The sequence below is a fragment of the Sphingomonas sp. Leaf412 genome (assembly GCF_001425405.1).
Lineage (GTDB): Bacteria > Pseudomonadota > Alphaproteobacteria > Sphingomonadales > Sphingomonadaceae > Sphingomonas.
Window position 1 is genome coordinate 1,035,108 of the sequence record NZ_LMQP01000003.1, and the last position, 24,424, is coordinate 1,059,531.

Sequence of the window (24,424 nt, forward strand, 5' to 3'; positions counted from 1 at the left end):
GGAGGCGTGGGGCGCGACGAAGTGGTCGCGCCACCTGATCGCAGTGTTCTCGCAGGGGGAGTGGCAGCCGGAGGGCATCCGGGTGGCTCCGCGCACCGAAACTGAGTGGGAACGCACCCACCGCTTCATGACCGGCCAGTATGCGCGGCACATGTTCGAGGGGGGCAAACTCGCCCGCGACAACCTCATCGTGCCCGGACGCGCGGCGAGCTGGCGTGAAGGACTGCGCCTCTTCTTCGCGGAGATGGAAGAGGATGTCGCGGCTATCATCCGCGAGCGGATTAAGGCTGGCGATTGGACCCCGAACGATCGTGACGCCTACGACGTGCAGGGACCGGCGATCCTGGGATGGGAGGCGTCGTGATGGCGTCGCTCCCCGACCTCGACCGTCGCTTCTCTCGGAAGATCGAGGCAGGCAAGGGCATCCAGCTTTCGGCGGATGACCTTGACCTGTTCGTATCGACCGGAGCCTATGACGTGTTCCGCCAGGCCGTCGCAGAATACCAGAGGACCCAATGCCAGCAACGAAACGCCCGAAGCCGATCTACCAGCGCGGCCAATTCGCCCTCTACGAACGGCCAGGGCGCAACCTCGAGATCGTCTGGTATGACCACGAGCGACAGCGTGAGCGAAGCGCAAGCGCGGCTACGCGCGATCCTGAACAGGGACGACTAGCCGTCGACCGCAAGTTCCTCGAGTCCGAGGGCGCGCACCATTGCCCGACCTGTGGTCGGGCATGGGAAGCGTCCGGCAGTCCGCTGCTCTTGTCGCTCATTGCCGACTACCTCCTGCTGTCGACGGGCAAGGCTGGCGAGAAGTCTGCCAGGACCCGGCTCGGTCACGTCGTGCGCTACATCAACACGAAGAACCCGGCGATGACCGCCGCCCAGGCGGACCAGAAGTTTGCCGACGCCTTTCGCAAGTGGTTTGGAGCGGAGAAGATCACGAGCGGATCGCGAGGTGTAGTGGAGCGGAACCGATCCTTATCCTCGATTGAGGGAGCCTTGATGCAGCTTGCGGCGGCGATCAACGCCATGCCTGGACAGAAGGCCGGGTTCACCGTCATCCAGCAGAAAGAGGTCTCAGCCTCGCCGCAGTACCGAGCCGACGTGCCGACGATCGCTGCCATGTTCAACTACTGCCTCCGGCCCGACGACAAGTCGGTTCGGCACTGGCGGAACCCCGACGAGATCAACGCCAACCTCGTCGCTCGACGCGTAGAGGAGCGCGCGAACCTGTTGCGCTACCTCCGCGCGGCCGTCGCCACATGGGCGCGTCCCGATGCGCTCTACGACCTCCGCAAGCGGCAGTGGCACTCGGCGTCGGGCGTCCTCGACCTCAACCCGCCCAACCGGCGACAGACCCGGAAGCATCGACCCAAGGTGCCAGTCGCACGGCAGTTCGCTCCGCACCTGGATGACATGGGCGATGTCTGGCTGCCGGTGGCGTCGATCCGCGCAGCGTGGGACCGCACGGCGACCACGATCGGGCTGCCCGAGCATGGAGAGGCGGGCGAGAAGCTCATTCGTCGTAGCATGGCCACGATCGCGCGCGGACGGATCGGCGAGGCACAGTGGCAGCAGGGCAAGATGATGCTCGGACACGTCCGCGCCGACATCTCAGACATCTACGCTATCCGGGACACGGCCAACTTGGGACTGGCCCTCGCAGCAACCGAATCCATCATCGAAGAGGTCGAATCGCTCGCTCCCGGAGCATTTTACCGCGAATTTACCGCAGCGGCTGGGAGGCTGACCGTCGCGGCTTAGTCGCTAAGTCATTCGAAATACGTGAGAAAATCATGGAGCGGGTGAAGGGAATCGAACCCTCGTCGTAAGCTTGGGAAGCTTCTGCTCTGCCATTGAGCTACACCCGCCCGGAAACCCGTTCCGAACGCCTGCGCGCTTGCCACAGGGTGGGCGGGGCGGTCAACCGGCTACAGGAAGGTGTCCAGCTCCGCCATGAAGCGGTCGAACTGGTCGTGGTGGAGCCAGTGGCCGGCATTCTCGAATTCCACCACGCGGGCGTGGCGGAAATGTTTGATGCGGCCGTCCTTTTCGGGGTTCGATGCCCAGCTGTCGGCGCCGTAGAGCAGCAGCGTCGGGCAATCGATCGCCTGCCACAGTTTCTCCAGCTCCTCCTGCGGCATGTCGTGGAAGGGCCAGACGTTCAGGTGATTGTCGAACTTCCAGCTCCACGTGCCGTCCTCGTTCCGGCTCATGCCGTGCACGGTCAGGTGGTGGGCCTGTTCGTCCGTCAGATACGTGTTCTCCGCCTTCATCCGCGACAGCGCGTCGGCGAAGGTGGCGTAGCGTCTGGGCAGGCGGGCGGCGGCGGCGTGCTTGTCCGCGATCCACGTGCGCCAGCGGTCGGCGAAGGGCGTCTGCGCGCGGTCGGCGAGGACCTTCGGCGAGGGGCCAAGCCCCTCGATCGCGACGATGCGGCGGACCAGGTCGGGATAGAGGCCGGCGAAGCGCAGCGACACGTTGCCGCCCAGCGAATGCGACACGATCGTCACCGGGCCGCGATCGAGCTGTCGTACCAGTTGCGCCAGGTCGTAGACGAAGGCCGCGGTGTCGTAATTGCCGTCGGGCGCCCATTGGCTGTCGCCATGGCCGCGCAGGTCGGGCGCGACGACGTGCCAATCGTGGCGCAGCCGTTCCGCCACCCAGTCCCAGCTGCGTCCGTGGTCGCGCCCGCCGTGGACCAGCACCAGCGGCGGCGCATCGCGGTTGCCCCAGTCGGCATAATGCAGGCGCAGGCGTTGCGAGATGAAGCTGTTGGAGCTGGGAGCCGTCAGTGTCATGACGCCCGCATCGCCATGAAAGCGGGCTCGCGTCAACCGGCGCGGGACCCGACGCGCGCCGGTGCGTTATCGCGGTTCCATCTGATACGAGGCTGAATGACCAAGCTATTCCATGTCAGCGATGTCCATTTCGGGGCCGAGGACCCGGATGCCGTCGCCTGGTTCTCCGCCTGTGTCGCGCGCGAGAAGCCCGATGCGGTCATCATGACCGGCGACCTGACGATGCGGGCGACGACGAAGGAGTTCGAGGCGGGGGGCGCCTGGCTGCGCGACCTGGGCGTGCCGGTGACGCTGGAGGTGGGGAACCACGACCTGCCGTATTACTGGGACCCGATCCGGCGCTTCTTCTCGCCCTATTCGCGCTACGCCGCGGTGGAGAAGATGATCGAGAAGCCGCTGGAGGTGGACGGGATCACGGTCATTCCGCTGAAGACGACGGCGCGGGCGCAGTGGCGCTGGAACTGGTCGAAGGGGCGGGTCAGCACGGGATCGCTGCGCCGCGCCCTCGCGCTGATCGAGGCCGCGCCGAAGGGGAACCTCATCTTCGTCGCGGGGCACCATCCGCTGATCGAAGGCGGGACGAAGGGCACGGCGAAGACGCGGCGGGGGGATATCGCGCTGGCGGCGCTGGCGGGGGCGGGGGCGCATGCGGTGCTGTCGGGGCATGTCCACGATCCGTTCGACGTGCCGGTGGAGCGCGGGCAATGGACGGTGCGGCTGATCGGGGCCGGGACGCTGTCGCGGCGCACGCGCGCGACGCCGCCGTCGTTCAACGAGATCCGCGTGATGGGCGACCGGTTCGAGACGCTGGTCCGGACGCTGTCCGACGAACCGAGCCGCGCGATCAGCGAGACGACGCGGAGCGGGGAGGGCGTCCCGATCGGCTAAGCCACTGTTTTCGTTCGGGTGGTGAGTCGCGAATGTTGCGAATGTTGAGGCGATCGCGCGTAACGGCGCCGGGGGCGGTCTGGTCCCACGGGCACGCGTTCGCGTGCTCGCGGGCCATCGAACCTGCGGCCCGGTGGACCCCGGAACACATCCGGGGTGACGCGGGCTGTTCGCCCGGACGATATGGCGATCGGTCCGATGGGGCGAGGCGTTTCGTGAGAAAGAGCTTGGGGTTGTCGGTATAGCCGGCGCGGCGGCTGTAGGACAGGGGCGCTGGCGCAGCAGGCAGCATCAAGCACCATTGTGCTCCCGCGAAGGCGGGAGCCCAGACTGGGTCCCCGCCTTCGCGGGGACACACACCGTATGGCCGGTGCCGAAGCCCGGGCGCCTATCGCAGCTTCGCGATCTCCAGTCCGTCGGCCTTGGCGCGGTCCTTCACCGATTCCTCGCTGCGGGTCAGCGCCTTCGCGATCGCCTTCAGCGCCATGCCCTTCTTCGCCAGCAGGTGCAGCTTCTGGATCTCGTCCGTCTTCCACGGCTGTCGGTGGCGTTCGAAGCCTTCGCCCTTAGCCATGGAACACCGCCATCCCCGCATGAAGCGTCATCGCCGCGAGGCAGAGGGTGGACAGCGCGAACAGCGGAAAGCGGATGCCGACGCGGTTCACGGTCGCCTGGACGATCGAATGCGCGATCCGCAGGCCGACATAGCCCCAGGCCAGCCACGTGTTGAAGCCGTTTCCCGTGCCGGTCATCGCCAGTACGATGGCGATGGCGTAGAAGATCGTCGGCTGTTCCATCAGGTGATTGTAGTTGTGCGCGGGCCAGTTGACCGTCGCGGGCAGCGCGCGGTCGGCGTCGCCGGTCTTGGAGCCGGTCAGGGTGCGCAGGTCCACACCCGCCGCCTTCAGCGCGGGCATCCGCCGTGCCAGCATCCACACGCACATCACCAGCGTCCATGCGACCAGCACGACGACAGGTTTCAGAATGTCGTGATCCATGAACGGCGTTCCCCGATTACCTGCCGGGCGTGCCGGATTTGGTCGGGGTTGGCAACGGGCCGGACGTCACGGGAGTAAATCCCGTGAGCCTGCCCCCGCGGCGGCGGGGGTCGAACGCGGGCAGTTTGCCCGCGCCGGCCGGCGTGCGCCGTCTCGCAAGTAGCTTCGCTACCCGCGTGCGGCTTACGCGAACAGTTTCGCCCAGCCGCGCTTGGCGCGGTCCTTCCAGTGGCCGCGGTGATAGGCGTCGGACGCCAGCAGCGGCATGACGCTGCCCGCTTCGGCGAACACCATCTGCTCGATGCCGGTGTTGACCTTGCCCCAGCTCGCCGCCTCCTGAAGCGTCGAGGAGGAACAGGCGCCGTCGCGCACGTCGGCGACGGTGATCTGCACGGCGTACTTATGCACCTCGACATCGTCGTGGCCGAGGATTTCGGCGCACACGACGGTGTCCTGGATGAAGTTCTTCGGCACGCCGCCGCCGATCATCAGCAGGCCGGTGACCCCCGCCTCGATCTTGATCTGCGTCAGCTCCCGAAAATCGGCGATGGCGTCGAGCAGCAGGTACGGCTTGCCCGCCTTCGCGCGGTCGACCTGATGCTTGACGAGGCCGAAGCCCGCGGAGCTGTCCACGAACGCGGGGCAGAAGATCGGCACGTCATGCTCGTAAGCCAGCTTGACGAGGCTGTTGTCCTTCTTGCCATGTTCAACCAGATACTTGCCCATCTCGCGGATGAAGGCGCGGCTGCTGTACGCCTTGGGCTCCAGCGATTCCGCGATCTCGAAAATGGTGTGGTCGACGTTCTGGAGCGCTTCCTCGTCGATATACGTGTCGTAGATGCGGTCGATGTACAGCGAGCGCAACGTGTCGTCGTCGGGGATCTCCAGCGCCTGATAATGCTTGTGACCCAGCCCTTCGAAGAAGTCCATGTCGACGATCGTCGCGCCGGTGGCGACGATGACGTCGACCATGTTGTTGCGGACCAGTTCGGCATACAGGTCCATGCATCCGCCCGCGCTGGTCGAGCCCGCGATGACGAGGACGACGGTGCAGTCCCTGTCGGCCAGCATGTCGTTGTAGATCTTCGTCGCACGGCCCAGGTCGCGGCTGGTGAAGCTCATGTCCGCCATCGCGTCGACGATCGGGCGCGCGTCGAACGACGTGATGTCGATATGCTTCACCTGCTTGGACAGCAGTTCCGCCTTGCGCGTGTCGTTGATCGGCGCGTTCGCCGCGGCGGTCTTGGTCAGGGTGTCGGTCATGAGAATCCTCAAGCAAATAGCCGTCACCCCAGCGGACGCTGGGGTCTCATGCGGCTTGAGACCCCAGCGTCCGCCGGGGTGACGTGATGTGATGTGCGAGCGTTACAGCTTCACGACGTTCGAGGCGACCCCGACATCGTCGGCGCGCTCCACGACGGTATAGAGCGAGACCATCGGCTCGTCGGCGGCGACGACGGTCTCGTCCGAGCCGAAGCCGTTGAACGCGGTCCGCATCGCGCAGCCATAGGCGCCGAGCATCCCGATCTCGATATAGTCGCCGGTGCGGATGTCCGCGGGCAACTCGAACGGACCGGCCATGTGGTCGATATCGTCGCAGGTCGGGCCGTAGAAGCTGAAGCCGTGATCGCGGACGGTCGATTCCGGTTCGCGCAGCAACGCGACCGGGAAGCGCCAGCCGACGTGCGCGGCATCGAACAGCGCGCCATAGGCACCGTCGTTGATGTACAGCTCGCTGCCGCGACGCTTCTCGACCCGTACCACCAAGCTGGAATATTCCGCGCACAGCGCGCGGCCCGGCTCCGCCCACAATTCGGCCGAATAGCTGATCGGCAGGCTTTCGAACGCGCGATGGATCGTCTCGAAATAGCGCTCCAGCGGCGGCGGGGTCATGCCCGGATAGGCGGACGGGAAGCCGCCGCCAACGTCGATCACGTCCACCGTCACCGCGGCCTCCACGATGGCGGCGCGCACGCGCTCCATCGCCTCGGCATAGGCGTCCGGGGTCATCGCCTGCGAGCCGACGTGGAAGCAGATGCCGAGCGCATCCGCGGCTTGTCGCGCCGCGAACAGCAATTCCTTCGCCTCCTGCGGGGAGACGCCGAACTTCGATGCCAGGCTGAGCTTCGAATATTCCGACGACACGCGCAGGCGGACGCACAACGTCAGGTCGCTGGCGTGGCGGGTCGCGCGCTGAATCTTCTCCAGCTCCTCCATGCTGTCGAGGCTGAAGGTGCGGACGCCGTGCGTGAAATACGCCTCCGCGATCGCTTCCTCGGCCTTGACCGGGTGCATGAAGCACAGGGTCGCGTCGGGCAACGTGCGCGCGACGAGGCGGACCTCCGCGATGGAGGCCACGTCGTAATGCGTGATGCCGTTGTCCCACAGAATCCGGATCAGCTCCGGACTCGGGTTCGCCTTCACCGCATACATCGCGCGACCCGGAAACTTCTCGACGAAGAATCGGGCGGCACGGCCTGCGGCGTGCGGACGAACGAGCGTGACCGGCTGGACCGGCTGACGCTGGGCGATTTCGATCGCTCCCGACACTCGGTCGGAAGTCTTCGACGGGGCAGCTAGCCCCAGCGCGCGAGGATGCTGGTGCAAATCAAGGGACCTCCAATTGCCTTGCGGCAGACGACCACGAAAGCTGCCTTGCGGTTGGAAGTCCCATGGGGCAGCGGAAGCGCGAAGTAGGGTCGCGGTTTCGCGATGTAAAGTGGCTGCTGCGACGAAAGGTGCGATTGTGACGATTGTGCGACACCCGACCCGGGCCGGGGTGCGCGACGCGGCGGCGAAGATCGCCGCGATCCTGCCGCCGACGCCGATTTTCGTCCATGACATCAACGGGATGGCGGTCACGTTCAAGGCCGAGTCGTTGCAGCCGATGGGCGCGTTCAAGATCCGCGGCGCGTGGCACCGGCTGACCGCGCTGGACGAGCAGGCGCGCCGCCGGGGCGTGGTCGCCTTCTCGTCCGGCAACCATGCGCAGGGGATCGCCTGGGCCGCGAATCGCCTCGGCATCCCGGCGACGATCGTGATGCCCGCCGATGCGCCGCGCGCGAAGCGGGAAGGGACGCTCGCGCTCGGGGCGGAGATCGTGGACTACGACCGCGCGACGCAATCGCGCGAGGCGATCGCCGGGCGGCTGGCGGAGGCGCGGGGCGCCACGCTCGTCCCCAGTTTCGACGACCCGTGGGTGATCGAGGGGCAGGGGAGCGCGGGCGTCGAGGCGGCGACGCAGATGGCGGCGAAGGGACTTGGGCGCCCCGCGCACGTCGTCGTCCCGTGCGGCGGCGGCGGGCTGGCCGCGGGGATGGCGCTGGCGCTGCCCGACGCGCGGGTGACCGTGGTGGAGCCGGAAGGGTGGGACGACATGCGCCGCAGCCTGGAGGCGAGCTGGATCGAACCGGTGGGGCCGAACCCGCCGCCGACCGCGTGCGATGCGTTGCAGACGATGCGGGTGTCGCCGCTGACCTTCGACGTCCTGTCGCGCCGCGATGCCACGGGCGTGGCGGTGGGCGAGGGGGAGATCCGCGCCGCGCAGCGCTGGGCCGCGGCGCACCTGCGGCTGGTGGTCGAGCCGGGCGGGGCGGTGGCGCTCGCGGCGGTATTGGCGGGACGGGTGGCGGCGGAGGCCGGATTGCTGGTCGTCCTGTCGGGCGGGAACGTCGACATGGCGGCCTATGCCCGCGCGATCGGGGAGGATCGGGCATGAACGCGCTGTTCCCGGCCGTCGCCGTCCTCGCCGCCTTCGCGCTGGCGGGCGGGGGGATCCACCTGATCGCGAAGCGGCGCGACCGCACGCGCGGCGTGCTGATGATCGTGATGGCCGCGGTGCTGATCGGCAATTTGCTGATCTGGTACGCCTGACGCGTCCGCGCGCCGGCGCTATCGGCTTCTTAACCATGGCGGGGTAGCGTCGCGTTCATGTTCGCTGCCGAATTCGAACCCGCCGTCGACGATTCCCGCCGCCGCACCGCGCGGGCGGCGGTCGTCATCGATGCGGCGGCCGACGTCGGGCCGGGCGCGATGACGCGGGCGTTGTGCAAGGTATTGGACGTGTCGCAGCACGGCTGCCGCTTGCAGACCTATTCCGCGCTTCGCCGCGGCAGTGCGATCTGGCTGAACATGCCCGGTGTCGGGGCGATCGCCGCCGACGTGATCTGGGTCAACGACTTCATCGCCGGATGCCAGTTCCGCCACGCGCTGGACCCCGCCGCTCTCGCCGACCTGGCGACGCGACACGCGTGACCAGGGGAGCTACGGTCATGCGGCGTTCGGGGGGCAGATCGTTACGCCCCCGGAAAGATACGACATCAACACTGTCGTAAATCTGCCACACCGTTTCCGGAATATGACGGTTTCGATTAACCATTATTGCCGAGATATTTCGATGGGTTAGCATCCCTGCCATTCCCGCGACGCGCCGCAATGAATGCGGCGCGCGTCGGCAGCAGGATGGGACGCGCACATGGCCTTGGCTCGATCGACTACGTTTCGCGGAGGCCACGTCCTTCGCGCCCTCGCTCTCCTGTCGGTCGCGCCGGCAGCAATCTGCATCACGACGCCCGCATCAGCGCAGGACTATACGAACGTCACCGCCGCAGGCCGGGTGACCGATACGGCCGGCAAACCGCTTCCCGGCGCCACCGTCGTCGTTCGCTCCAACGATCAGGGCTTCACACGTCAGGCCGTGGTCCAAAGCGACGGCGCCTATCGCATTCCGCAGATTCCGCCCGGCACCTACACCTTCACGGTCAGTGCGGAAGGCTTTGCGCCGTTCACCGATGCCTCCGTTCTGATCTCGCAGGTCCAGTCCAGCAACAGCTTCCAGCTTGCGCCGGTGGCGGCTGCGGGAAGCGACACCGCCGCGTCGGATGGCGAACTGGTCGTCACGGGCCGCCGTGTGCAGACCGCGGACTTCGACCAGACCACGACCGGCGTCGTTATCCCGCTGGGCGAATTGCAGACCCGTGTCCCCGTCGCCCGCTCCTTGCGCGACGTCATCCTGCTCGCGCCCGGTACGACGCAGGGCAGCTCCGGACAGAATGCGGCCTTCGCCAACCAGACCGGCATCAGCGGATCGTCGTTCACCGAAAACGCCTATTACGTGAATGGCCTGAACATCACGGAATTCCGCCAGGGCTTCGCTCCGGTGACGGTACCGTTCGACTTCTACGAAACCGTCGATGTGAAGACCGGCGGTTTCCAGGCCGAGTTCGGCCGTTCGACCGGCGGCGTCGTCAACGCGACGACCAAGCGCGGTTCGAACGAATTCCACGGCAGCGTCTTGTTCAACTGGGAGCCCGACGACCTGCTTTCCGATGCGCCGAACACTTATCTGGCGGACAACGACGGCGATTATACCAATCGCACGGATACCGTCCTCCAGCTCAGCGGCCCGATCATCAAGGATCGCCTGTTCTTCTACGGACTTTACAATTTCCGTGACGTGACGAGCCGTAACGGCACCGTCGGCGCAGTTAACCCCGCCAACAACCGCATGACGCAACAGCGTACGACCAGCCCCTTCTACGGTGGCAAGATCGATGCGATCCTGTTCGAAGGGCATCGACTGGAGGGAACGTACTTCAACACGACCCAGGAGACGCAGACTTATACCACGGTCTACAACTCCGACACCAACGCCCGCGGCGCCTTCACCGGCGGATCGACGATCCGGTCGGGCGGCGAGAATTACGTCGGCCGGTACACGGGCACGTTCGCCCCGTGGATCACCGTCTCGGCGGCCTATGGCGTCAACAAAAACCGCGGCGGCACGCTGCCGCTCGACCTCATCAACTCGCGCATCACCGATCAGCGGAGCGGCACGCCGTCGGAAATCGGCAATCCCAACACGTCGGTGCAGACCAACGACGACAAGCGTGAATTCTATCGCGGCGATGTCGACCTGTATTTCCAGCTTCTGGGGTCGCACCATCTGCGCGGCGGCTACGACCGGGAGAATCTGACCGCGACGCAGCTGTCCACGACGCTGGGCAGCGGTTATCTGAACTATTTTACCGTCACCACGGCTATCGACCGGACCGGCCTGCCCATCGGCACGCAATACGTGACATCGCGCTTCTTCGAGAACGGCGGCACGTTCGGCACGACCAACCAGGCATTCTACCTTCAGGACAGCTGGTCCCTGCTGAGCGATCGCGTGACGTTGCAGCTGGGTATCCGGAACGACAAGTTCACGAACAAGGGTGCGGACGGCCGGGCCTTCTACGAATCCGGTGACCAGTGGGGACCGCGGCTTGGCTTCACGGTCGACCCGCTGGGTGATGGTCGGAACAAGATCTACGGCTCGTTCGGTCGCTATTTCGTGCCGATCGCGGCAAACACCAACATCCGCGGCGCGGGACGAGAGCTGGACTACACCCGCTTCAACATCCTGAACGGGGTGAACGCAAACGGCACGCCGATCGTCGGTGCACCGATCCTGACGGTCGCCAATCAGCGCGCCTGCCCGGACACGGGCGTGGCCAATTGCACGATCACCGCAAACGGCGAGGTCACCGATCCCACTGCGTTCATCGCCCAAGGGCTGAAGCCGCAGTCGCTCGACGAATATATCATCGGGTTCGAACGGCGGATCGGGTCGCGCATTCGCGTCGGACTGAATTATCAGTATCGCAAACTGGGCGAAGTCCTGGAGGACGTCGCGATCGATCAGGCGGCATTGGCCTATTGCACGAGCCAGGGCTTCTCCGCGGCCGATTGCGGCGAGATCTATACCGGTTTCGACCAGTATGTGCTGGTCAATCCGGGCCGTCCCGCCGCGATCCAGTTGCTCGGTCTGCCCGACGGCACGACGCCGGTGGTGAATTTCACGGCGGAACAGCTGGGATACCCGCGCGCGCAACGCGACTATCATGCGGTGACGGCGACGTTCGATCGTGAATTCGACGGCGTGTGGAGCCTGTCGGGGTCGTACACATGGTCGAGCCTGAAGGGGAATTACGAGGGCGGCGCCAAGTCCGACGTCGGACAGGCGGATACCGGCGCCACGCAGGACTTCGATCAGCCCGGCCTGACGCTGGGATCGGACGGCTTCCTGCCGGGGCACCGCCGCCATTCGTTCAAGCTGTACGGCAGCTATCAGTTCGGCGAGTTCCTCACGCTGGGCGCCAACGCGTTCGTCCAAAGCCCGAAGAAGTTCGGTTGCCTGGGCGTCGTCCCGGATGCGGTCGATCCGTTCGCGGCCCAGTACGGCGCGGCAGGCAATTTCTGTCAGGGCGTCGCGACACAGCGCGGTCGGTCGTTCGAGAGCGACTGGCGCAAGGAGCTGAATCTGACCGTCCAGGTCAAGGTGCCGGCAGACTTCGACGCGAGCATCCGTCTCGATGTCTTCAACGTCTTCAACTCCAAATCCGCGCTCGATTTCGATGAGTTCGGCGATCTCGACAGCGGGAGCGTCAACCCCAACTATCGCGCACCGCTGGTCTATCAGCAGCCGCGGTCCGCTCGCATTCAGTTCCGCGTCGGATTCTGATTCATCGGCAAGGGTAGCGGGGAACCGAACACACGGTTCCCCGCCGTCCTGGTACTAATTCCGCGCGTTGTTTGGAAGCGTACAACGGCGGCCCATCATCTCGTCGGCCAATCTTCCAAAGTTACGTCATCGCCCGGTTACTAAAGCAAAGCTTCAACCCGGAACGGCATCTCGCGTAGCCGCTTGCCCGTGGCATGATAGACGGCGTTCGCGATCGCCGCCGCGCAGCCGGTCATCGCGACCTCGCCCAGCCCCTTGGCGCCGAGCGTGTTGAAGAGGTCGTCGGGTCGGTCGACGAAACCGACGTCGATCTCGCCGATGTCGGCATTCACCGCGACCACGTAATCGGCGAGGTCGTTGTTGAGCCATCCACCGTAGCGCGGGTCGACTTCCGTTGCCTCGCGCAGGCATGCGCTGATCCCCCACACCACCCCGCCGCGCACCTGGCTGGCGGCGGTGCGCGGCGAAATGACGCGCCCGCAATCGGCGATGCTGACGACGCGAGGGACGCGGATGCGGCGCGTGCGCGGCTCGACGTGGACCTCGACGAAATGCGCGATGTAGCTGAAGCTGGTGAACTGCGGATAGGCCGGGCCGGAAACCGCCATGCCGCCCTTGCGCAGCGCCGCGACCTGCATCTCGCCCTGGCCGGGACCCACCGTCGTCACCTCGACCTGCACCGAGGGCCTGCGCACGCCGGCGAGCTGACGGTGGAGGTCGCCCGGCGGGGTGCGGCCGGCGAGCAGCTCGACCATCGCGGCCTTCAGCTTCGTGGCGGCACCTTCGGCCGCGGTGACGGCGCTCGCCGTGCCCCAGGATCCGGCAGTGACGTGCTGCGGCGCGACCGAGGTGTCGCCGATCGCGATCTCCAGTCCGGCCGGATCGATCGCCAGCTCGCGCAGCAGGACCTGTTCGATCGTCGAGCGGATGCCCTGGCCCATTTCGTGTCCGGCGGCGGCGAAGCGCGTCTTCCCGTCCGCACCGACGCGTAAGGTCGCGATCGTCGGGTGGACGATCGCGGGATAGGCGCCGCAGCCGACGCCCCAGCCGACCTGCGTGCCGTCGCGGCGCACCATCTTGCCCGGCGCGAGCGGACGCCCCTCCCAACCGAAGCGCTTCGCGCCCTCGACCAGGCATTCGTTGAGGAAGCAGGTCGAGAAGGGCTTGTCGTCGATCGGGTCACGCAACGCGCGATGCTTCAGGCGGAAGTCGAGCGGGTCGACGCCGAGTTTTACCGCCAGTTCGTCCACCGCGCTGTCGAACGCGAAGGAGGAGGGGTGCGGCGTGGGGGCGCGCATGTAGCCCGGCGCCTGGGTGTCGATGCGGATGTTGGCGGCGGTGCCGTGATAGTCGGCGATGCCGTACATCATCGGCGGGGATTCGTGATAGTCGGGTGGGAACTGCCCCTGCCGCGACTGCTGCTGGTCGGCGTCGTAGCGGACCGCGACCATCCGTCCGCCGGCATCCGCGCCGATCTCGATCCGGTGGCGGTTCTTCGGCCGGAACGTCGCGTTGTGGAAGATCTGCCCGCGCGGGACGACGAGCTTCACCGGACGCCCCGTCAGCATCGCCGCGCGCGCGACCAGCGCGGTCTGGCGCTGGGGGCCGCCCTTCTGCCCGAACCCGCCGCCGACCTGCGGGCTCTTCACGACCACCTGCTCGGGCGTCAGGCGAAGCGTGCGCATCAGCGCGCCCTTCACCATGTTCGATCCCTGCGTGCCTTCGTACACGGTCAGCACGCCGCCTTCCCACACTGCGGTGGTCGACAGCATCTCGATCGGGTTGTGATGCTGCGCCGGGCTGACATATTCCGCCTCGTGCCGCGTCACGGCGCGCGCCATGATGGTCGGGGCGTCCCCGGCGGTCGTCGGCTTCACCGGCTCGGTCTTTGCGTTCTTGTCCTCGATCGTCGCGACGAACGCGGCAGGGGCGTAACCCGGCCGCATCGCCTCCGCGCCCTCGATCGCGGCCTCCAGGCTTTCGGCGACCACAAGCGCGACCGGCTGGCCGCGATAGGCGATGTCCGCGGTGATCGTCGGCGGTGGCGGCGGACCACCGGGGCCGCCGGCGGGCGGGGGTGGAAAATCCTCGGCGGTGAGCACGCGCACCACGCCCGGCACGCGCATTGCCGCCTCGGTCGACAGCGCGGTCACGCGCCCCCTGGCGATCGTCGCGGGCACCTGCATCGCGTAGAGCAGGTTCGGGACGGCGACGTCGGCGGCGTAGCGCGCCTGGCCAAGCACTTTCTCGCGCGCGTCGACCCGGGGACGATCGGGAAAGCGTGCGCTGCTCATGCCGGTTTCCTTTGCGCGGCGATCATCAGCGCGTCGGCAACGGTGCGCCGGGCCAGATCGATCTTGAAGCGATTGTGCGTACCCGCGACGGCACCGTCGAGCGCGGCGCGCCCCGCGGCGGCGGCGCTCTCGGCGGTCAGCGTTCGTCCGACCAGCGCAGCCTCCGCCGCGGCGGCGCGCCACGGCCTGGTGGCGACGCCGCCAAGCGCGATCCGCGCCTGTCGCACGATGCCGCCCTCCATCTCCAGCGCGACCGCGGCGGAGGCGAGCGCAAAGGCGTAGCTCTCGCGGTCGCGGATCTTATGATAGGTCGATCGCCGCCCGGCGCGCGTCTTGGGCACCACGATCGCGGTGACGATCTCGTCGGGCGCGAGGGTGAATTCGAGATGCGGGGTGCTGCCGGGCAGGCGGTAGAGATCCGCGACGGGCAGCGAGCGCGTGCCCTGGTCGCCCAGGATCTCGACATAGGCGTCGAGCGCGACCAGCGCGATCGGCCAGTCCCCGGGCGACACCGCGGTGCACGACCCGCTTGCGCCCAGCACGGCCTGCCCGCGGTCGAGACCGCCGATCGCGGCGCATCCGGCGCCAGGCTCGCGCTTGTTGCATGGGTAGGTGGTGCCCGCGGACGTGCCGCCGGCGCCGTTGCGGAAGTACAGGCACCGGGTCCGCTGGAAGAGATTGCCTCCGACCGTCGCCATGTTGCGCAATTGCTGCGACGCGGCCTTGGCAAGCGATTCGGCCAGCACCGGATAGTCCCGCAGCACGGTGCGATCCGCCGCCACCGCGCTCATCGGCGCCATCGCGCCGAAGCGCAGCCGTTCGCCGCCGGTCTCGATCGCGTCCAGCCCTTTAATTGCGGTAACGTCGATCAGATGCTGCGGCCGCTCGATGTCGAGCTTCATCAGGTCGTAGAGCGTCGTTCCGCCCGCGATGTACCGTGCCCCCGGCCCCGCGGCGGCGAATGACGCGACGGCGGCCTGGGCGCTGTCGGGGCGGGTGTAGCTGAAGGCGCGCATCAGACCCGACGCCCCTTCTTCGCCACATCCTCGATCGCGGCGACGATCCCGACATAGGCACCGCACCGGCAGATGTTTCCGCTCATATACTCCCGGATCGTCGAGCGATCGGTGGCATTGCCTTCGCGCACGCAGGCGACGGCTGCCATGATCTGCCCCGGCGTACAATAGCCGCATTGCAGCGCGTCGTGATCGATGAAGGCCTGCTGCATCGGATGCAGCGTGTCGCCGTCGGCGAGCCCCTCGATCGTGGTGACGTTGCGCGCGTCGGTCTTGACCGCGAGCGTCAGGCAGGAGGCGACCCGCCGTCCGTCGACGTGCACGGTGCAGGCGCCGCACTGGCCATGGTCGCAACCCTTCTTCGCGCCGGTCAGCCCCAGCCGCTCGCGCAGCAGGTCGAGGAGCGAGGTGCGCGGATCGACCGCGACCGGGGTGGCGCGGCCGTTGACGATCGGCGCGATGTCGATCGAGGGTCCGCGTGCCGCTGGGGCCTGCGGTGCGGCCTGCGCTTCGGCCTGTTCGAGCAGGACGAACGCCGACGCTATCCCGGCCGCACCGCCGAGGGTCGTGCGCCGGGTAATGCCGGGACCGTCGACTTCGCTCGCTCCGCCGTCGCCCATATCGCCGCTCTCCTGCCGGTCCATGCATGGGCCCGAAATCCTATCGTTCTCGATCCTCGTGACGATGGCAAGCGGCGTCACGGTATCGCGCGAGCGGTTTGTGCGTTTGGCCGGGAAACGACGGAGCTTCATCGATGACCGACCCCCTTTCGCAAACGCGCCGGCGTGAGATCGCCATCGAGCATCTGCTGTTCAAGACGATGGAGTATGTGGAGGATCGACACCCCGGCCTGCTGAATTTTCTCGCCGGCAGCCTCGACCATCTCGGCGATCCCGCCGATGCCCCCGACAAGGACGACGAGGCGGTGCGCGGGATCGCGCGGGGGATGATCGAAGGCGCGCGACGCCAGGGCGTGGCGCGTGACTGACGCCGGGGACGTGGTTCACCTGCGCCGCTGCGTCGACCTCGCGGCGGAGGCCGTCGCGGCGGGTGACCAGCCGTTCGGATCGTTGCTGGTTTCGCAGGACGGCGACGTGATTTTCGAGGATCGCAACCGGACCGGCGGCGGCGACCGTACCCGCCATCCCGAATTCGCGATCGCGCGATGGGCGGGCGAGAACCTGTCGCCGGAGGAGCGACGGACGGCCACCGTCTATACGTCGGGCGAGCATTGCGCGATGTGTGCGGCCGCGCACGGTCTTGCCGGACTGGGGCGGATCGTGTTCGCCACCTCCACGCCGCAATTGCTGGCGTGGATGGACGAACTGGGCAAGCCGCCATTGGGGATCGCTGCGCTGCGCATCACCGACGTGATCCCGGATGCGGAGGTGAGCGGCCCCTTCGCCCAGTTTGCGGAGGAAGTGCATCGATTGCATGCCGCGGCACGCCGCCGAGGGGCCTGAAGCGCATCTGCGTCATGCAAGCGCGCGTCCGCGAAGGCCGAATGCGTGCTGCGGAAACGGGAAGGGCCGATTATGGAGCAGCGATGCACGCCACTCCGTATCCCCTATGCCTGCCATGAGGCAGATGCCATCCCGGCTGCGCCGTCTCGACGATGCGCTCGCCGCGCTGCCGCTCGACGAACCGATGCTGCTGACCGAGCTGGACGGCTTCCTCACCGGCATCCTCGTCTCTCCCGAGCTCATCATGCCTGCCGAGTGGCTCCAGAGCATCTGGGGCTCGGACGACAGCGGATACGCGCCGTTCGACGATCCTGTGGATGTGCAGTGGTTCGCCGACGCGGTCCAGGCCCGTTACAACGAGGTCGCGCGCGACCTTGACCGCGGCAAGTTCCAGCCGATTTTCGACGTCGACGGGCGCAACGGCGACCTGCTCTGGGACCTGTGGATCGATGGCTTTTCGCAGGCGATGGAGCTGCGACCGGCAGCATGGGCATCCTTGGGCGCGAGCGGGGATGCCGATCTCGAACTGGCCATGTCGCGCATCTCGACCCTGATCGCGATCGCGCGGAACGAGAGCGATCTGGACAGTATGGAGATCAACGCAGTGGAGGATCAGGCGCCGTCGACGATCATCGACGGCGTTGTGCACCTCCACGCTGCGCGTCGGCGGGCCACGGGCTTTCAGGCGATCCCGGCAGCCGGATCGCGCGCTGCCAAGGTCGGTCGCAACGATCCGTGTCCTTGCGGTTCGGGCAGGAAGTCCAAGCGGTGCTGTGGATAGCTGACGTCGCAACGGTGTCGGGCACCATATTCTCGCCTGACGTCAGGCGGCTGCGCGACTTATCCGCTCCCGTTCGTTGAGGGGCAATGAGTAGCCGATCAACCTCGCATCGCATCCCCGGCGCGAGCGTCGCGGGCAACACCGCCGCCAAGGTTGACCGGCCCGCGGCGGTCGCGGCGGCGCCGTTCGCCGCCTGGTTATGCTTCGCAGCGCTGCTGGCCGAGCGTATCCGGCGCGACAGTCCGGGGGAGGGGACATGACGGGCGTCACGCGCTGCATACCGGGTGAAAGGGAATGGTGACGCCCGCCCTGCCGCCCTGCCTTCGCGACTGGCGGGAAGCGCCGCGCGTGCGGACGCTGAACGAGCGCGTTGCCGACACCGCAGGACGTTTCGTCCTGTGCTGGTTGCAGCAGGCCTTGCGGGCGCACGACAATCCCGTGCTCGAGGCCGGCGTCCGGCTCGGCAACGCGCTCGGTCTGCCCGTGCTGGTCTATCACGGCGTGAACGAGCATTATCCCTACGCCTCCGACCGGCTCCACCACTTCATCCTGGGGGCGAGCCGCGACCTCGGCATCGCGTGCCGTGAACGCGGTCTCGCCTGCGTTCAGCATGTCGACCGCGCTGGACGTCGTGAGAAGGGCCTCGTGTACCGGCTCGGCGCTCAGGCGGCGGCGATCGTGCTGGAGGACCAGCCCACATTCGTCGCGCGCTGGCAGTCCGATCGGGTCGCCGCACGGACAGCGGTGCCGGTCTACGCGGTCAACGCCGCTTGCCTGGTGCCACCCGCCGTGATCGGCGACGATGTACGCGGCCGGTCGGGCTTCCTTCGGCGGCATGAGCCCGAGCGCGCCACCTGGGTGGAAGCGGACGCGGCGGCGCCGGACATGCCTGCCTATGCCGGACCGCTGCCCTTCGTGCCGGACGTGCTCGATACCTGCGATCTCGACGCGCTGGTGGCCGGTCTGGACATCGACCACAGCTTGCCGGCCAGCGCCTCGCACCCGGCCGGCCGACGTGCGGCGAAGGATCGGCTTCAGCGCCTGGTGGCGGAAGTTCTGCCCGGCTATGCGTCGGTGCGCAACGACGCCACGCGGACGGATGGCGCCAGCGGTCTATCGCCCTATCTGCACTTCGGCGTCCTGGGCCCGCGCGAGGTGATGAATGCGGTCGCCGCCGCCGATGCCGGGAGCAGGCATAAGGCCAAGTTCGCCGACGAGCTTCTCGGCTGGCGCGAGTGGTTTCACCATCAGGCGCGAACGCTCGCCAAGCCGGAGCATTACGGTCGGGTCGCGGGCTGGGCGATCGAAACGCTGGCCGACCACGCGAGTGACCCGCGGCCCGACCTGGAAACGCTGGACGCGCTCCTGCACGGCAGGACCCGCGACGAAACCTGGAACGCCTGCCAGAAGCAGTTCCTCATCGACGGCTGGATGCACAACAATCTGCGGATGTACTGGGGCAAGCGCATCATCGCGATGACGCCTAGCCCCGAGGCGGCGTGGGCCACCGCCTGCTATCTCAACGACCGGTTGAGCCTCGACGGTCGCGATCCATCGACATACGGCAACATCGCGGCGATGTTCGCCGGATCGCCATCGGATCGCGAGCGGCCGATCTATGGGCGGGTGTCGACCCGCGGCGATGGCTCTACCCGTCGCAGGGAGGGAGGCGACCAGTGGCTTGCTGCCGAAGCGGCGAGGCACGCGCCGCGCGTATCGATCCCGGCGGAGGTGCCGGTCGACCCGTACCTGACCGGCGAGGCGACGGGCTGAGCCGACATGCGGGCGCCATTTAGACGATGGCCGCTTTCGGAACGGTCACGGGTTGCGCTGAACGTGGCCCGCGGGTCCATCTCCCACCCTGCAAGCGAATGTCGACGCGGACCGCTTGTGCTGCCTCCGGGCGACTGGCACCCTTGGCGATCATGAACTTACGAGGGGTGGTTTCAGGATGCCTTTTGCGCCGTTCAATCTCTCGGGGAAGGTGGCGTTGGTCACCGGCGGCAACGGCGGCATCGGGCTGGGCATGGCGGAGGCGCTCGCCATGGCCGGTGCGGATGTCGTCGTGTGGGGGATGAAAGCCGACAAGAACGCCGTGGCGCTGGAGCGGCTGCGATCGCACGGCACGCGCGTGGCGGTCGAGCGCGTCGACGTGGCCGACGAGCAGGCGGTCGAGGAAGGTGTCGCCGCCGCGGTCCGCGCGTTCGGCCGGCTCGACTTCGTCGCCGCCAACGCCGGCATGGGACTGGCCTCCCCCGGTTTCGACGCGATGACGACCGATACGTGGCGGCGTGTTCTCGTGGTCAATCTGGACGGCGTGTTCTGGACGCTGCGCGCGGCCGCCCGCCACATGAAGGAGCGCGCGGAGCGTGGCGATGCCGGCGGTTCGCTTCTGGCGACATCCTCGACCAGCGCGATCCACGGCGCACCGCGCAACCAGGCCTATGCCGCGGCGAAGGGCGCGGTGCTGCCGCTGATCCGCGGGATCGCGGTCGAATATGCGCGCTGGGGCGTGCGTGCCAACGCCGTCCTTCCGGGGTGGATCACGACCGACATGACGGCACGGCTGCACGGCGAGGAGCGGTTCGAGGAAAAGGTGATCGGCCGCGTGCCGATGCGGCGTTGGGGAGAGCCGGACGATTTCGGCGGGATCGCGGTCTACCTCGCGTCCGATGCCTCACGATTCCATACCGGCGACAGCTTCGTGATCGATGGCGGCTACACGATCTACTGATCGGAGGGCAGGGGCGGTCAAGGCGATCCGTGCCCTTGCGGTTCGGGCAGAAAATTCAGGCGATGCGGTGGATAAGGCAAGTATGACAAGCGAAGCGCGCATCCTGCACGTCACCATCCGCGTGCCGATGGACAGGGCCTATGCCTTCGCGCAGCGGCCGGAGAACTTCCCGCGCTGGGCGGCCGGGCTGGCCGACAGCCTGCGCAGCACCGAGCGTGGCTGGATCGCCGACACGCCGGAGGGCGAGGCGGCGATCCACTTCAGCGAGCCCAACGCGTTCGGAATCTTGGATCACCGGGTCACAAGGCACGGGCAGCCCGACGTGATGGTGCCCATGCGGATGATCCCGAACGGCGACGGCACCGAGGTGGAGCTTATTCTGTTCCGCCAGCCCGACATGACCGACGCCGACTTCAAGCGCGACGCACGCATGGTGAAGGCAGACCTGGGAGCGTTGAAGACTTTGCTCGAAGCCGAGGCGTGAAAATCGACGCGATGATCGGAAACTTGCCGTCTTCGCACAGGCTTCCGCCTTATCGTCGCAGCATTATCGCGCGGAGGGGCTACGCCTGTACGACCAGCTCCTCAAGCCCGCGGAAGAAGGGCAGGGTTCGCCATTTCGGTTCCGCGTCCGGCGCGACGATGCGGAGCGCCGGGAAGCGCTGGAACAGCTTGAGCAGCGCCACCTGGCCCTCCAGCCGCGCGAGCGGCGCGCCGATGCAGATGTGGCTGCCGCCGCCGAACGACAGGTGCGGCGCACGCTTCGCATCTATCACGAACGCTTCGGCATCCGTGTAGACCGCGGGATCCCGGTTCGCCGCGCGCAGGATCGCCGTCACCGCCTGCGTCGCCCGGACGGGGCAGCCGCCGACCTGCGCATCTTCGGCCATGATCCGCTGCGTGATGTCGACCGGCCCTTCGTAGCGCAGCACTTCCTCGACCAGGGCAGGCGCCAGGCCAGGATCGGCGAGGAGCTTGTCGCGCTCGCCCGGATTCAGCATCAGCAGCCGCGCGCCGTTGCCGATCAGGTCGGTCGTGGTCAGATTCCCGCCGACCAGCAGCGCGATCAGGTTGATCGCGAGTTCGGCGTCGTTGATCGCCGCACCTTCCGCCTGCAAAGCCACCATGTCGCTGATGAGGTCGTCCTGCGGCGCGGCCCGGCGGCGCGCGATCTGGTCGTGGAAATAATCGTGCAGCGCGGCGCGACATCGCTCCAGCGTCGCGGTCTGTTCGGCTGAGCGGAAGGGGTTGAGGCCGAGGATCACGCCTTCGGACCAGTCGCGAAAGTCGGTCAGGCGATCGTTGTCGACGCCCAGGATGCTGGCGATCGCGTCGACCGGAACGGGGACGCAGAAGGCCGCCATCAGGTCGAACGGCTGCGTCGGGTCGATCGCGTCCAGCGCCGCGTCGATCACCTGTTCGACGCGGGCGCGGCACGTCTTCACCCGCGCGTAGAAGGCGCGCTGGAGCGGGCGGCGGATGCGTGCATGGTCCGGATCGTCCAGCGTGAGAATCGACACCGCCTCCGTCCGCGGTACGCCGGGCGGCAGCTGCGCCGCCTGCCGCCGGACCAGCAGCGCCGCCTCCTCCGCACGCGCACCGTCGCGCCAGGTCCGCCGGTTTGCGAGGACGCGGTGCGCCTCGGCATAGCCGGTGACGACGAACGTCCCCGCCTGCGCGTCGCGCGCCACGGGGCAGGCATCGCGCAGCGGCCGCAATACCGCATGGGGATCGTGCTGATAGGCCGGGTTCATCGGCGTCAGGGCGGCGAGCGATGCGCCGGGTCGGTCATCCATATTCGACTCTCCTGCCATCACACTCGACTGTTATCGTGCGGACGGCAACAGGGCAGCGGCGCCCGGTGGCGCGGTGACGCGAACCGGCATAAGCTGTTGGGATGACGATCGATCGAGACACGTTGCTCGCCCGCTACGCCGCCGAGCGCGACAAGCGACTGCGGCCGGAGGGGACCGCGCAATATATCCGTCTGGACGCGCAATTCGCCGACCGGCCGGTCGACGTGCAGGCGCCGGTGGCGGATCGGGCGCCGGTCACCGACGATGTGACCTTCGCCTTCGTCGGCGGCGGGTTCGCCGGGCTGGTGACGGGCGCGCGTCTGGCGGAAGCGGGCGTGACCGACGTGCGCATCGTCGAGAAGGGCGGCGACGTCGGCGGTACCTGGTACTGGAATCGCTATCCGGGGGCGCAATGCGACACCGCGTCGATGGTGTACATGCCGCTGCTGGAGGAGACGCAGCACCGGCCGACGGAGAAATATGCGCACGGGCCGGAGATCCTCGCCCAGTGCCGCCGCATCGCGGAGCGCTACGGCCTGTACGACAAGGCGCTGTTCCATACCGAAGTGACCGGGGTGACCTGGGACGAGGCCCGCGCGCGCTGGGTGATCGAGACGAACCGGAACGACCGCTTCACCGCGCGCTTCATCGGGCTGGGCACCGGGCCGCTGCACGTTCCGAAGCTGCCGCGCATTCCGGGTATCGCCGATTTTCGCGGGCACAGCTTCCATACCAGCCGGTGGGATTATGCCTATACCGGCGGCGATCCCGACGGCGCGCCGCTCGACCGGCTGGCGGACAAGCGGGTCGCGATCATCGGCACGGGCGCGACCGCGGTACAGGCCGTGCCGCACCTCGCCGCGGCGGCGCAGCAACTGTACGTCGTGCAGCGCACGCCCTCCTCCGTCGACGTCCGCGATAACGGGCCGATCGATCCCGACTGGTTTTCCGAGGTGGCGGTGCCGGGCTGGCAGGCGCGCTGGCTGGAGAATTTCACCGACAACCAGGCGGGGGGCAACGCGCGGGAAGACTGGGTCAAGGACGGCTGGACCGACCTGTCCCGGCGTATCCGCGCGCGGCTCGCCGGATTGCCGCGCGAGGCGATGACGCGGGAGGCGATGCTCGCCGCGTACGAGGAATCCGATTTCGAGAAGATGGAGGAGATCCGCGCGCGCGTCGACGCGGTGGTCGCGGACGCGGGCACGGCGGAGGGGCTGAAGGCCTGGTATCGCCAGCTATGCAAGCGACCGTGTTTCCACGACGACTACCTTGCCGCCTTCAATCGACCCGGCGTCCAGCTCGTCGACACGGGCGGCAAGGGGGTGGAGCGGATCACCGAACGCGGCTTCGTCGTCGCCGGGCGCGAATATGCGGTCGATTGCATCGTCTGGGCTTCGGGATTCGAGGTCGGCAGCGAGCATCACGAGCGCGCGGGCTTCGATCCGGTCGGCCGCGACGGCGTGCGGCTGTCCGACGTCTGGGCCGAGGGCATGCGCTCGCTGCATGGCATTCACGTTCACGGCTTCCCCAACGCCTTCTTCGTCCAGCCCGCGCAAGGGGCGAACCTCATATCGAACGTGCCCCACAATCTCACGGAATCGGCCAGCACCATCGCGCCGATCGTCCGTGCGGCGCTCGATCGCGGCGCGCGGGAGGTGGACGTGACGGCCGAGGCGCAGGAACGCTGGGTGAAGCTGCTGCTCGACGCGCCCCCGCGGTTGATCGGCGGACCGGACTGTACGCCGGGATATTACAACAACGAGGGGCAGGACCCGACCCCGGCCATGCGCCTCGCGGTCGGTTACCCGGCCGGACCGAGCGCGTACTTCCGCTATCTGGCGAAATGGCGCGACGACGCGGCATTCGCCGGTCTGGAGTTCCGGTAGGACCGTCGGTCAAGCGACGCGCGCGCCTGACCGTGTGACGTCACGCCTGGGTCTTGGTCGGCTCGTCATTCGGGATCGGACTTTCGATCGACGGATCCTCGACCCCGTCCTCGACGGCAGCCTGCAATCTGGCGATCTCCATATCGGTGACCCCGTTGCCCGTCGGCTGGATCGGCAGGTCCGCGGGGGAGTCGATGTCGTGCTCGGATCGCGTGTCGTCGGTCATGTAATGCTCCTGACTAGGTTCGTTGAACGCAC

Annotated in this window: 25 protein-coding genes, 1 tRNA gene and 1 pseudogene; 16 read left to right on the plus strand and 11 right to left on the minus strand. The window is 67.5% G+C overall.

Annotated features, from left to right (window positions below):
* Both ASG29_RS12090 and ASG29_RS12100 read left to right on the plus strand, forming a co-directional pair.
* Positions 1–364 (plus strand): hypothetical protein (locus tag ASG29_RS12090; protein ID WP_162242973.1); only part of this gene is annotated, 364 nt, incomplete at its 5' end.
* A 151-nt stretch (positions 365–515) separates the two neighbouring features.
* Positions 516–1,769: a hypothetical protein gene (locus tag ASG29_RS12100; RefSeq protein WP_156457996.1), complete on the plus strand. Its 1,254-nt coding sequence runs from the start codon at positions 516–518 to the stop codon at positions 1,767–1,769.
* Positions 1,770–1,802: 33 nt separating this feature from the next.
* Here ASG29_RS12100 and ASG29_RS12105 read toward each other — a convergent pair.
* Together ASG29_RS12105 and ASG29_RS12110 are read right to left on the minus strand one after the other, a co-directional pair.
* Positions 1,803–1,876: transfer RNA gene (locus ASG29_RS12105), tRNA-Gly, on the minus strand.
* Between the two features lie 60 nt (positions 1,877–1,936).
* Positions 1,937–2,806 (minus strand): alpha/beta fold hydrolase, encoded by an 870-nt coding sequence (locus ASG29_RS12110; RefSeq protein WP_055984201.1) that lies wholly within the window; start codon positions 2,804–2,806, stop codon positions 1,937–1,939.
* A gap of 96 nt (positions 2,807–2,902) precedes the next feature.
* Here ASG29_RS12110 and ASG29_RS12115 point away from each other — a divergent pair, with 96 nt between their 5' ends.
* Positions 2,903–3,694 carry a metallophosphoesterase family protein gene (locus tag ASG29_RS12115; protein WP_055984204.1) on the plus strand — a complete coding sequence of 264 codons (792 nt, stop codon included), beginning with the start codon at positions 2,903–2,905 and terminating at the stop codon, positions 3,692–3,694.
* 388 nt (positions 3,695–4,082) lie between these two features.
* On the opposite strand, the gene ASG29_RS12120 is transcribed toward ASG29_RS12115, so the two are convergent.
* From ASG29_RS12120 to ASG29_RS12135, 4 genes are all read right to left on the minus strand, one after another.
* Entirely contained in the window at positions 4,083–4,268 is a 186-nt protein-coding gene (locus ASG29_RS12120) for a hypothetical protein (protein WP_055984207.1), read from the minus strand.
* Positions 4,261–4,692, minus strand: coding sequence for an MAPEG family protein (locus ASG29_RS12125; RefSeq protein ID WP_055984210.1), 432 nt, complete (start codon positions 4,690–4,692; stop codon positions 4,261–4,263). Before ASG29_RS12125 ends, ASG29_RS12120 begins: the two co-directional genes overlap by 8 nt.
* A gap of 183 nt (positions 4,693–4,875) precedes the next feature.
* Entirely contained in the window at positions 4,876–5,955 is a 1,080-nt protein-coding gene (locus ASG29_RS12130; protein WP_055984212.1) for a 1,9-bis(guanidino)-5-aza-nonane synthase, read from the minus strand.
* A gap of 102 nt (positions 5,956–6,057) precedes the next feature.
* The gene (locus ASG29_RS12135; protein WP_082515961.1) at positions 6,058–7,299 is read right to left on the minus strand and encodes a type III PLP-dependent enzyme; all 1,242 of its coding nucleotides are present in this window, start codon (positions 7,297–7,299) and stop codon (positions 6,058–6,060) included.
* A 139-nt stretch (positions 7,300–7,438) separates the two neighbouring features.
* Between ASG29_RS12135 and ASG29_RS12140 the strand changes: the two genes are divergently transcribed.
* From ASG29_RS12140 to ASG29_RS12150, 4 genes are all read left to right on the plus strand, one after another.
* Entirely contained in the window at positions 7,439–8,410 is a 972-nt protein-coding gene (locus tag ASG29_RS12140) for a threonine/serine dehydratase (protein ID WP_200932452.1), read from the plus strand.
* A complete protein-coding gene (locus tag ASG29_RS16770) occupies positions 8,407–8,565 on the plus strand; it encodes a hypothetical protein (RefSeq protein ID WP_156457997.1) in 159 nt (52 codons plus the stop codon). The genes ASG29_RS12140 and ASG29_RS16770 overlap by 4 nt, the downstream gene beginning before the upstream one ends.
* A 57-nt stretch (positions 8,566–8,622) precedes the next feature.
* Positions 8,623–8,946: a PilZ domain-containing protein gene (locus ASG29_RS12145; RefSeq protein WP_055984221.1), complete on the plus strand. Its 324-nt coding sequence runs from the start codon at positions 8,623–8,625 to the stop codon at positions 8,944–8,946.
* Between the two features lie 361 nt (positions 8,947–9,307).
* On the plus strand, positions 9,308–12,196 hold the full coding sequence (locus tag ASG29_RS12150; protein WP_235532893.1) for a carboxypeptidase regulatory-like domain-containing protein: 2,889 nt from the start codon (positions 9,308–9,310) through the stop codon (positions 12,194–12,196).
* 140 nt (positions 12,197–12,336) lie between these two features.
* Here the strand turns inward: ASG29_RS12150 and ASG29_RS12155 are convergent, their stop codons facing one another.
* Genes ASG29_RS12155 through ASG29_RS12165 form a run of 3 tightly spaced genes read right to left on the minus strand, consistent with a single transcriptional unit; the run spans position 12,337 to position 16,150 of the window.
* The gene (locus tag ASG29_RS12155) at positions 12,337–14,490 is read right to left on the minus strand and encodes a xanthine dehydrogenase family protein molybdopterin-binding subunit (RefSeq protein ID WP_055984227.1); all 2,154 of its coding nucleotides are present in this window, start codon (positions 14,488–14,490) and stop codon (positions 12,337–12,339) included.
* Positions 14,487–15,506 carry an FAD binding domain-containing protein gene (locus tag ASG29_RS12160; protein WP_055984229.1) on the minus strand — a complete coding sequence of 340 codons (1,020 nt, stop codon included), beginning with the start codon at positions 15,504–15,506 and terminating at the stop codon, positions 14,487–14,489. Before ASG29_RS12160 ends, ASG29_RS12155 begins: the two co-directional genes overlap by 4 nt.
* Positions 15,506–16,150, minus strand: a complete 645-nt coding sequence (locus ASG29_RS12165; protein ID WP_235532894.1) for a (2Fe-2S)-binding protein — start codon at positions 16,148–16,150, stop codon at positions 15,506–15,508. Before ASG29_RS12165 ends, ASG29_RS12160 begins: the two co-directional genes overlap by 1 nt.
* A 110-nt stretch (positions 16,151–16,260) precedes the next feature.
* Between ASG29_RS12165 and ASG29_RS12170 the strand changes: the two genes are divergently transcribed.
* The 8 genes and pseudogenes from ASG29_RS12170 (at position 16,261) to ASG29_RS12195 (ending at position 20,968) form a co-directional block, all read left to right on the plus strand.
* A complete protein-coding gene (locus tag ASG29_RS12170; RefSeq protein ID WP_082515963.1) occupies positions 16,261–16,494 on the plus strand; it encodes a hypothetical protein in 234 nt (77 codons plus the stop codon).
* Positions 16,487–16,969 carry a nucleoside deaminase gene (locus ASG29_RS12175; RefSeq protein ID WP_055984233.1) on the plus strand — a complete coding sequence of 161 codons (483 nt, stop codon included), beginning with the start codon at positions 16,487–16,489 and terminating at the stop codon, positions 16,967–16,969. Before ASG29_RS12170 ends, ASG29_RS12175 begins: the two co-directional genes overlap by 8 nt.
* A gap of 115 nt (positions 16,970–17,084) precedes the next feature.
* A complete protein-coding gene (locus ASG29_RS12180; RefSeq protein ID WP_055984236.1) occupies positions 17,085–17,750 on the plus strand; it encodes a UPF0149 family protein in 666 nt (221 codons plus the stop codon).
* Between the two features lie 86 nt (positions 17,751–17,836).
* On the plus strand, positions 17,837–18,010 hold the full coding sequence (locus tag ASG29_RS16775) for a hypothetical protein (protein WP_156457998.1): 174 nt from the start codon (positions 17,837–17,839) through the stop codon (positions 18,008–18,010).
* 34 nt (positions 18,011–18,044) lie between these two features.
* Positions 18,045–19,523 (plus strand): deoxyribodipyrimidine photo-lyase, encoded by a 1,479-nt coding sequence (locus ASG29_RS12185; RefSeq protein WP_055984238.1) that lies wholly within the window; start codon positions 18,045–18,047, stop codon positions 19,521–19,523.
* Between the two features lie 211 nt (positions 19,524–19,734).
* Positions 19,735–20,484, plus strand: coding sequence for an SDR family NAD(P)-dependent oxidoreductase (locus ASG29_RS12190; protein ID WP_235532896.1), 750 nt, complete (start codon positions 19,735–19,737; stop codon positions 20,482–20,484).
* 24 nt (positions 20,485–20,508) lie between these two features.
* A pseudogene (locus ASG29_RS17845) lies at positions 20,509–20,559 on the plus strand (SEC-C metal-binding domain-containing protein); the annotation flags it as partial.
* A gap of 7 nt (positions 20,560–20,566) precedes the next feature.
* A complete protein-coding gene (locus tag ASG29_RS12195; RefSeq protein WP_055984243.1) occupies positions 20,567–20,968 on the plus strand; it encodes a polyketide cyclase in 402 nt (133 codons plus the stop codon).
* A gap of 79 nt (positions 20,969–21,047) precedes the next feature.
* Here ASG29_RS12195 and ASG29_RS12200 read toward each other — a convergent pair whose 3' ends face one another.
* Positions 21,048–22,280, minus strand: coding sequence for a cytochrome P450 (locus ASG29_RS12200; protein WP_055984246.1), 1,233 nt, complete (start codon positions 22,278–22,280; stop codon positions 21,048–21,050).
* Between the two features lie 101 nt (positions 22,281–22,381).
* Here ASG29_RS12200 and ASG29_RS12205 point away from each other — a divergent pair, with 101 nt between their 5' ends.
* Positions 22,382–24,166 (plus strand): flavin-containing monooxygenase, encoded by a 1,785-nt coding sequence (locus ASG29_RS12205; RefSeq protein ID WP_055984249.1) that lies wholly within the window; start codon positions 22,382–22,384, stop codon positions 24,164–24,166.
* Between the two features lie 40 nt (positions 24,167–24,206).
* Here the strand turns inward: ASG29_RS12205 and ASG29_RS12210 are convergent, their stop codons facing one another.
* A complete protein-coding gene (locus ASG29_RS12210) occupies positions 24,207–24,392 on the minus strand; it encodes a hypothetical protein (protein WP_055984252.1) in 186 nt (61 codons plus the stop codon).
* Positions 24,393–24,424 lie beyond the last annotated feature (32 nt).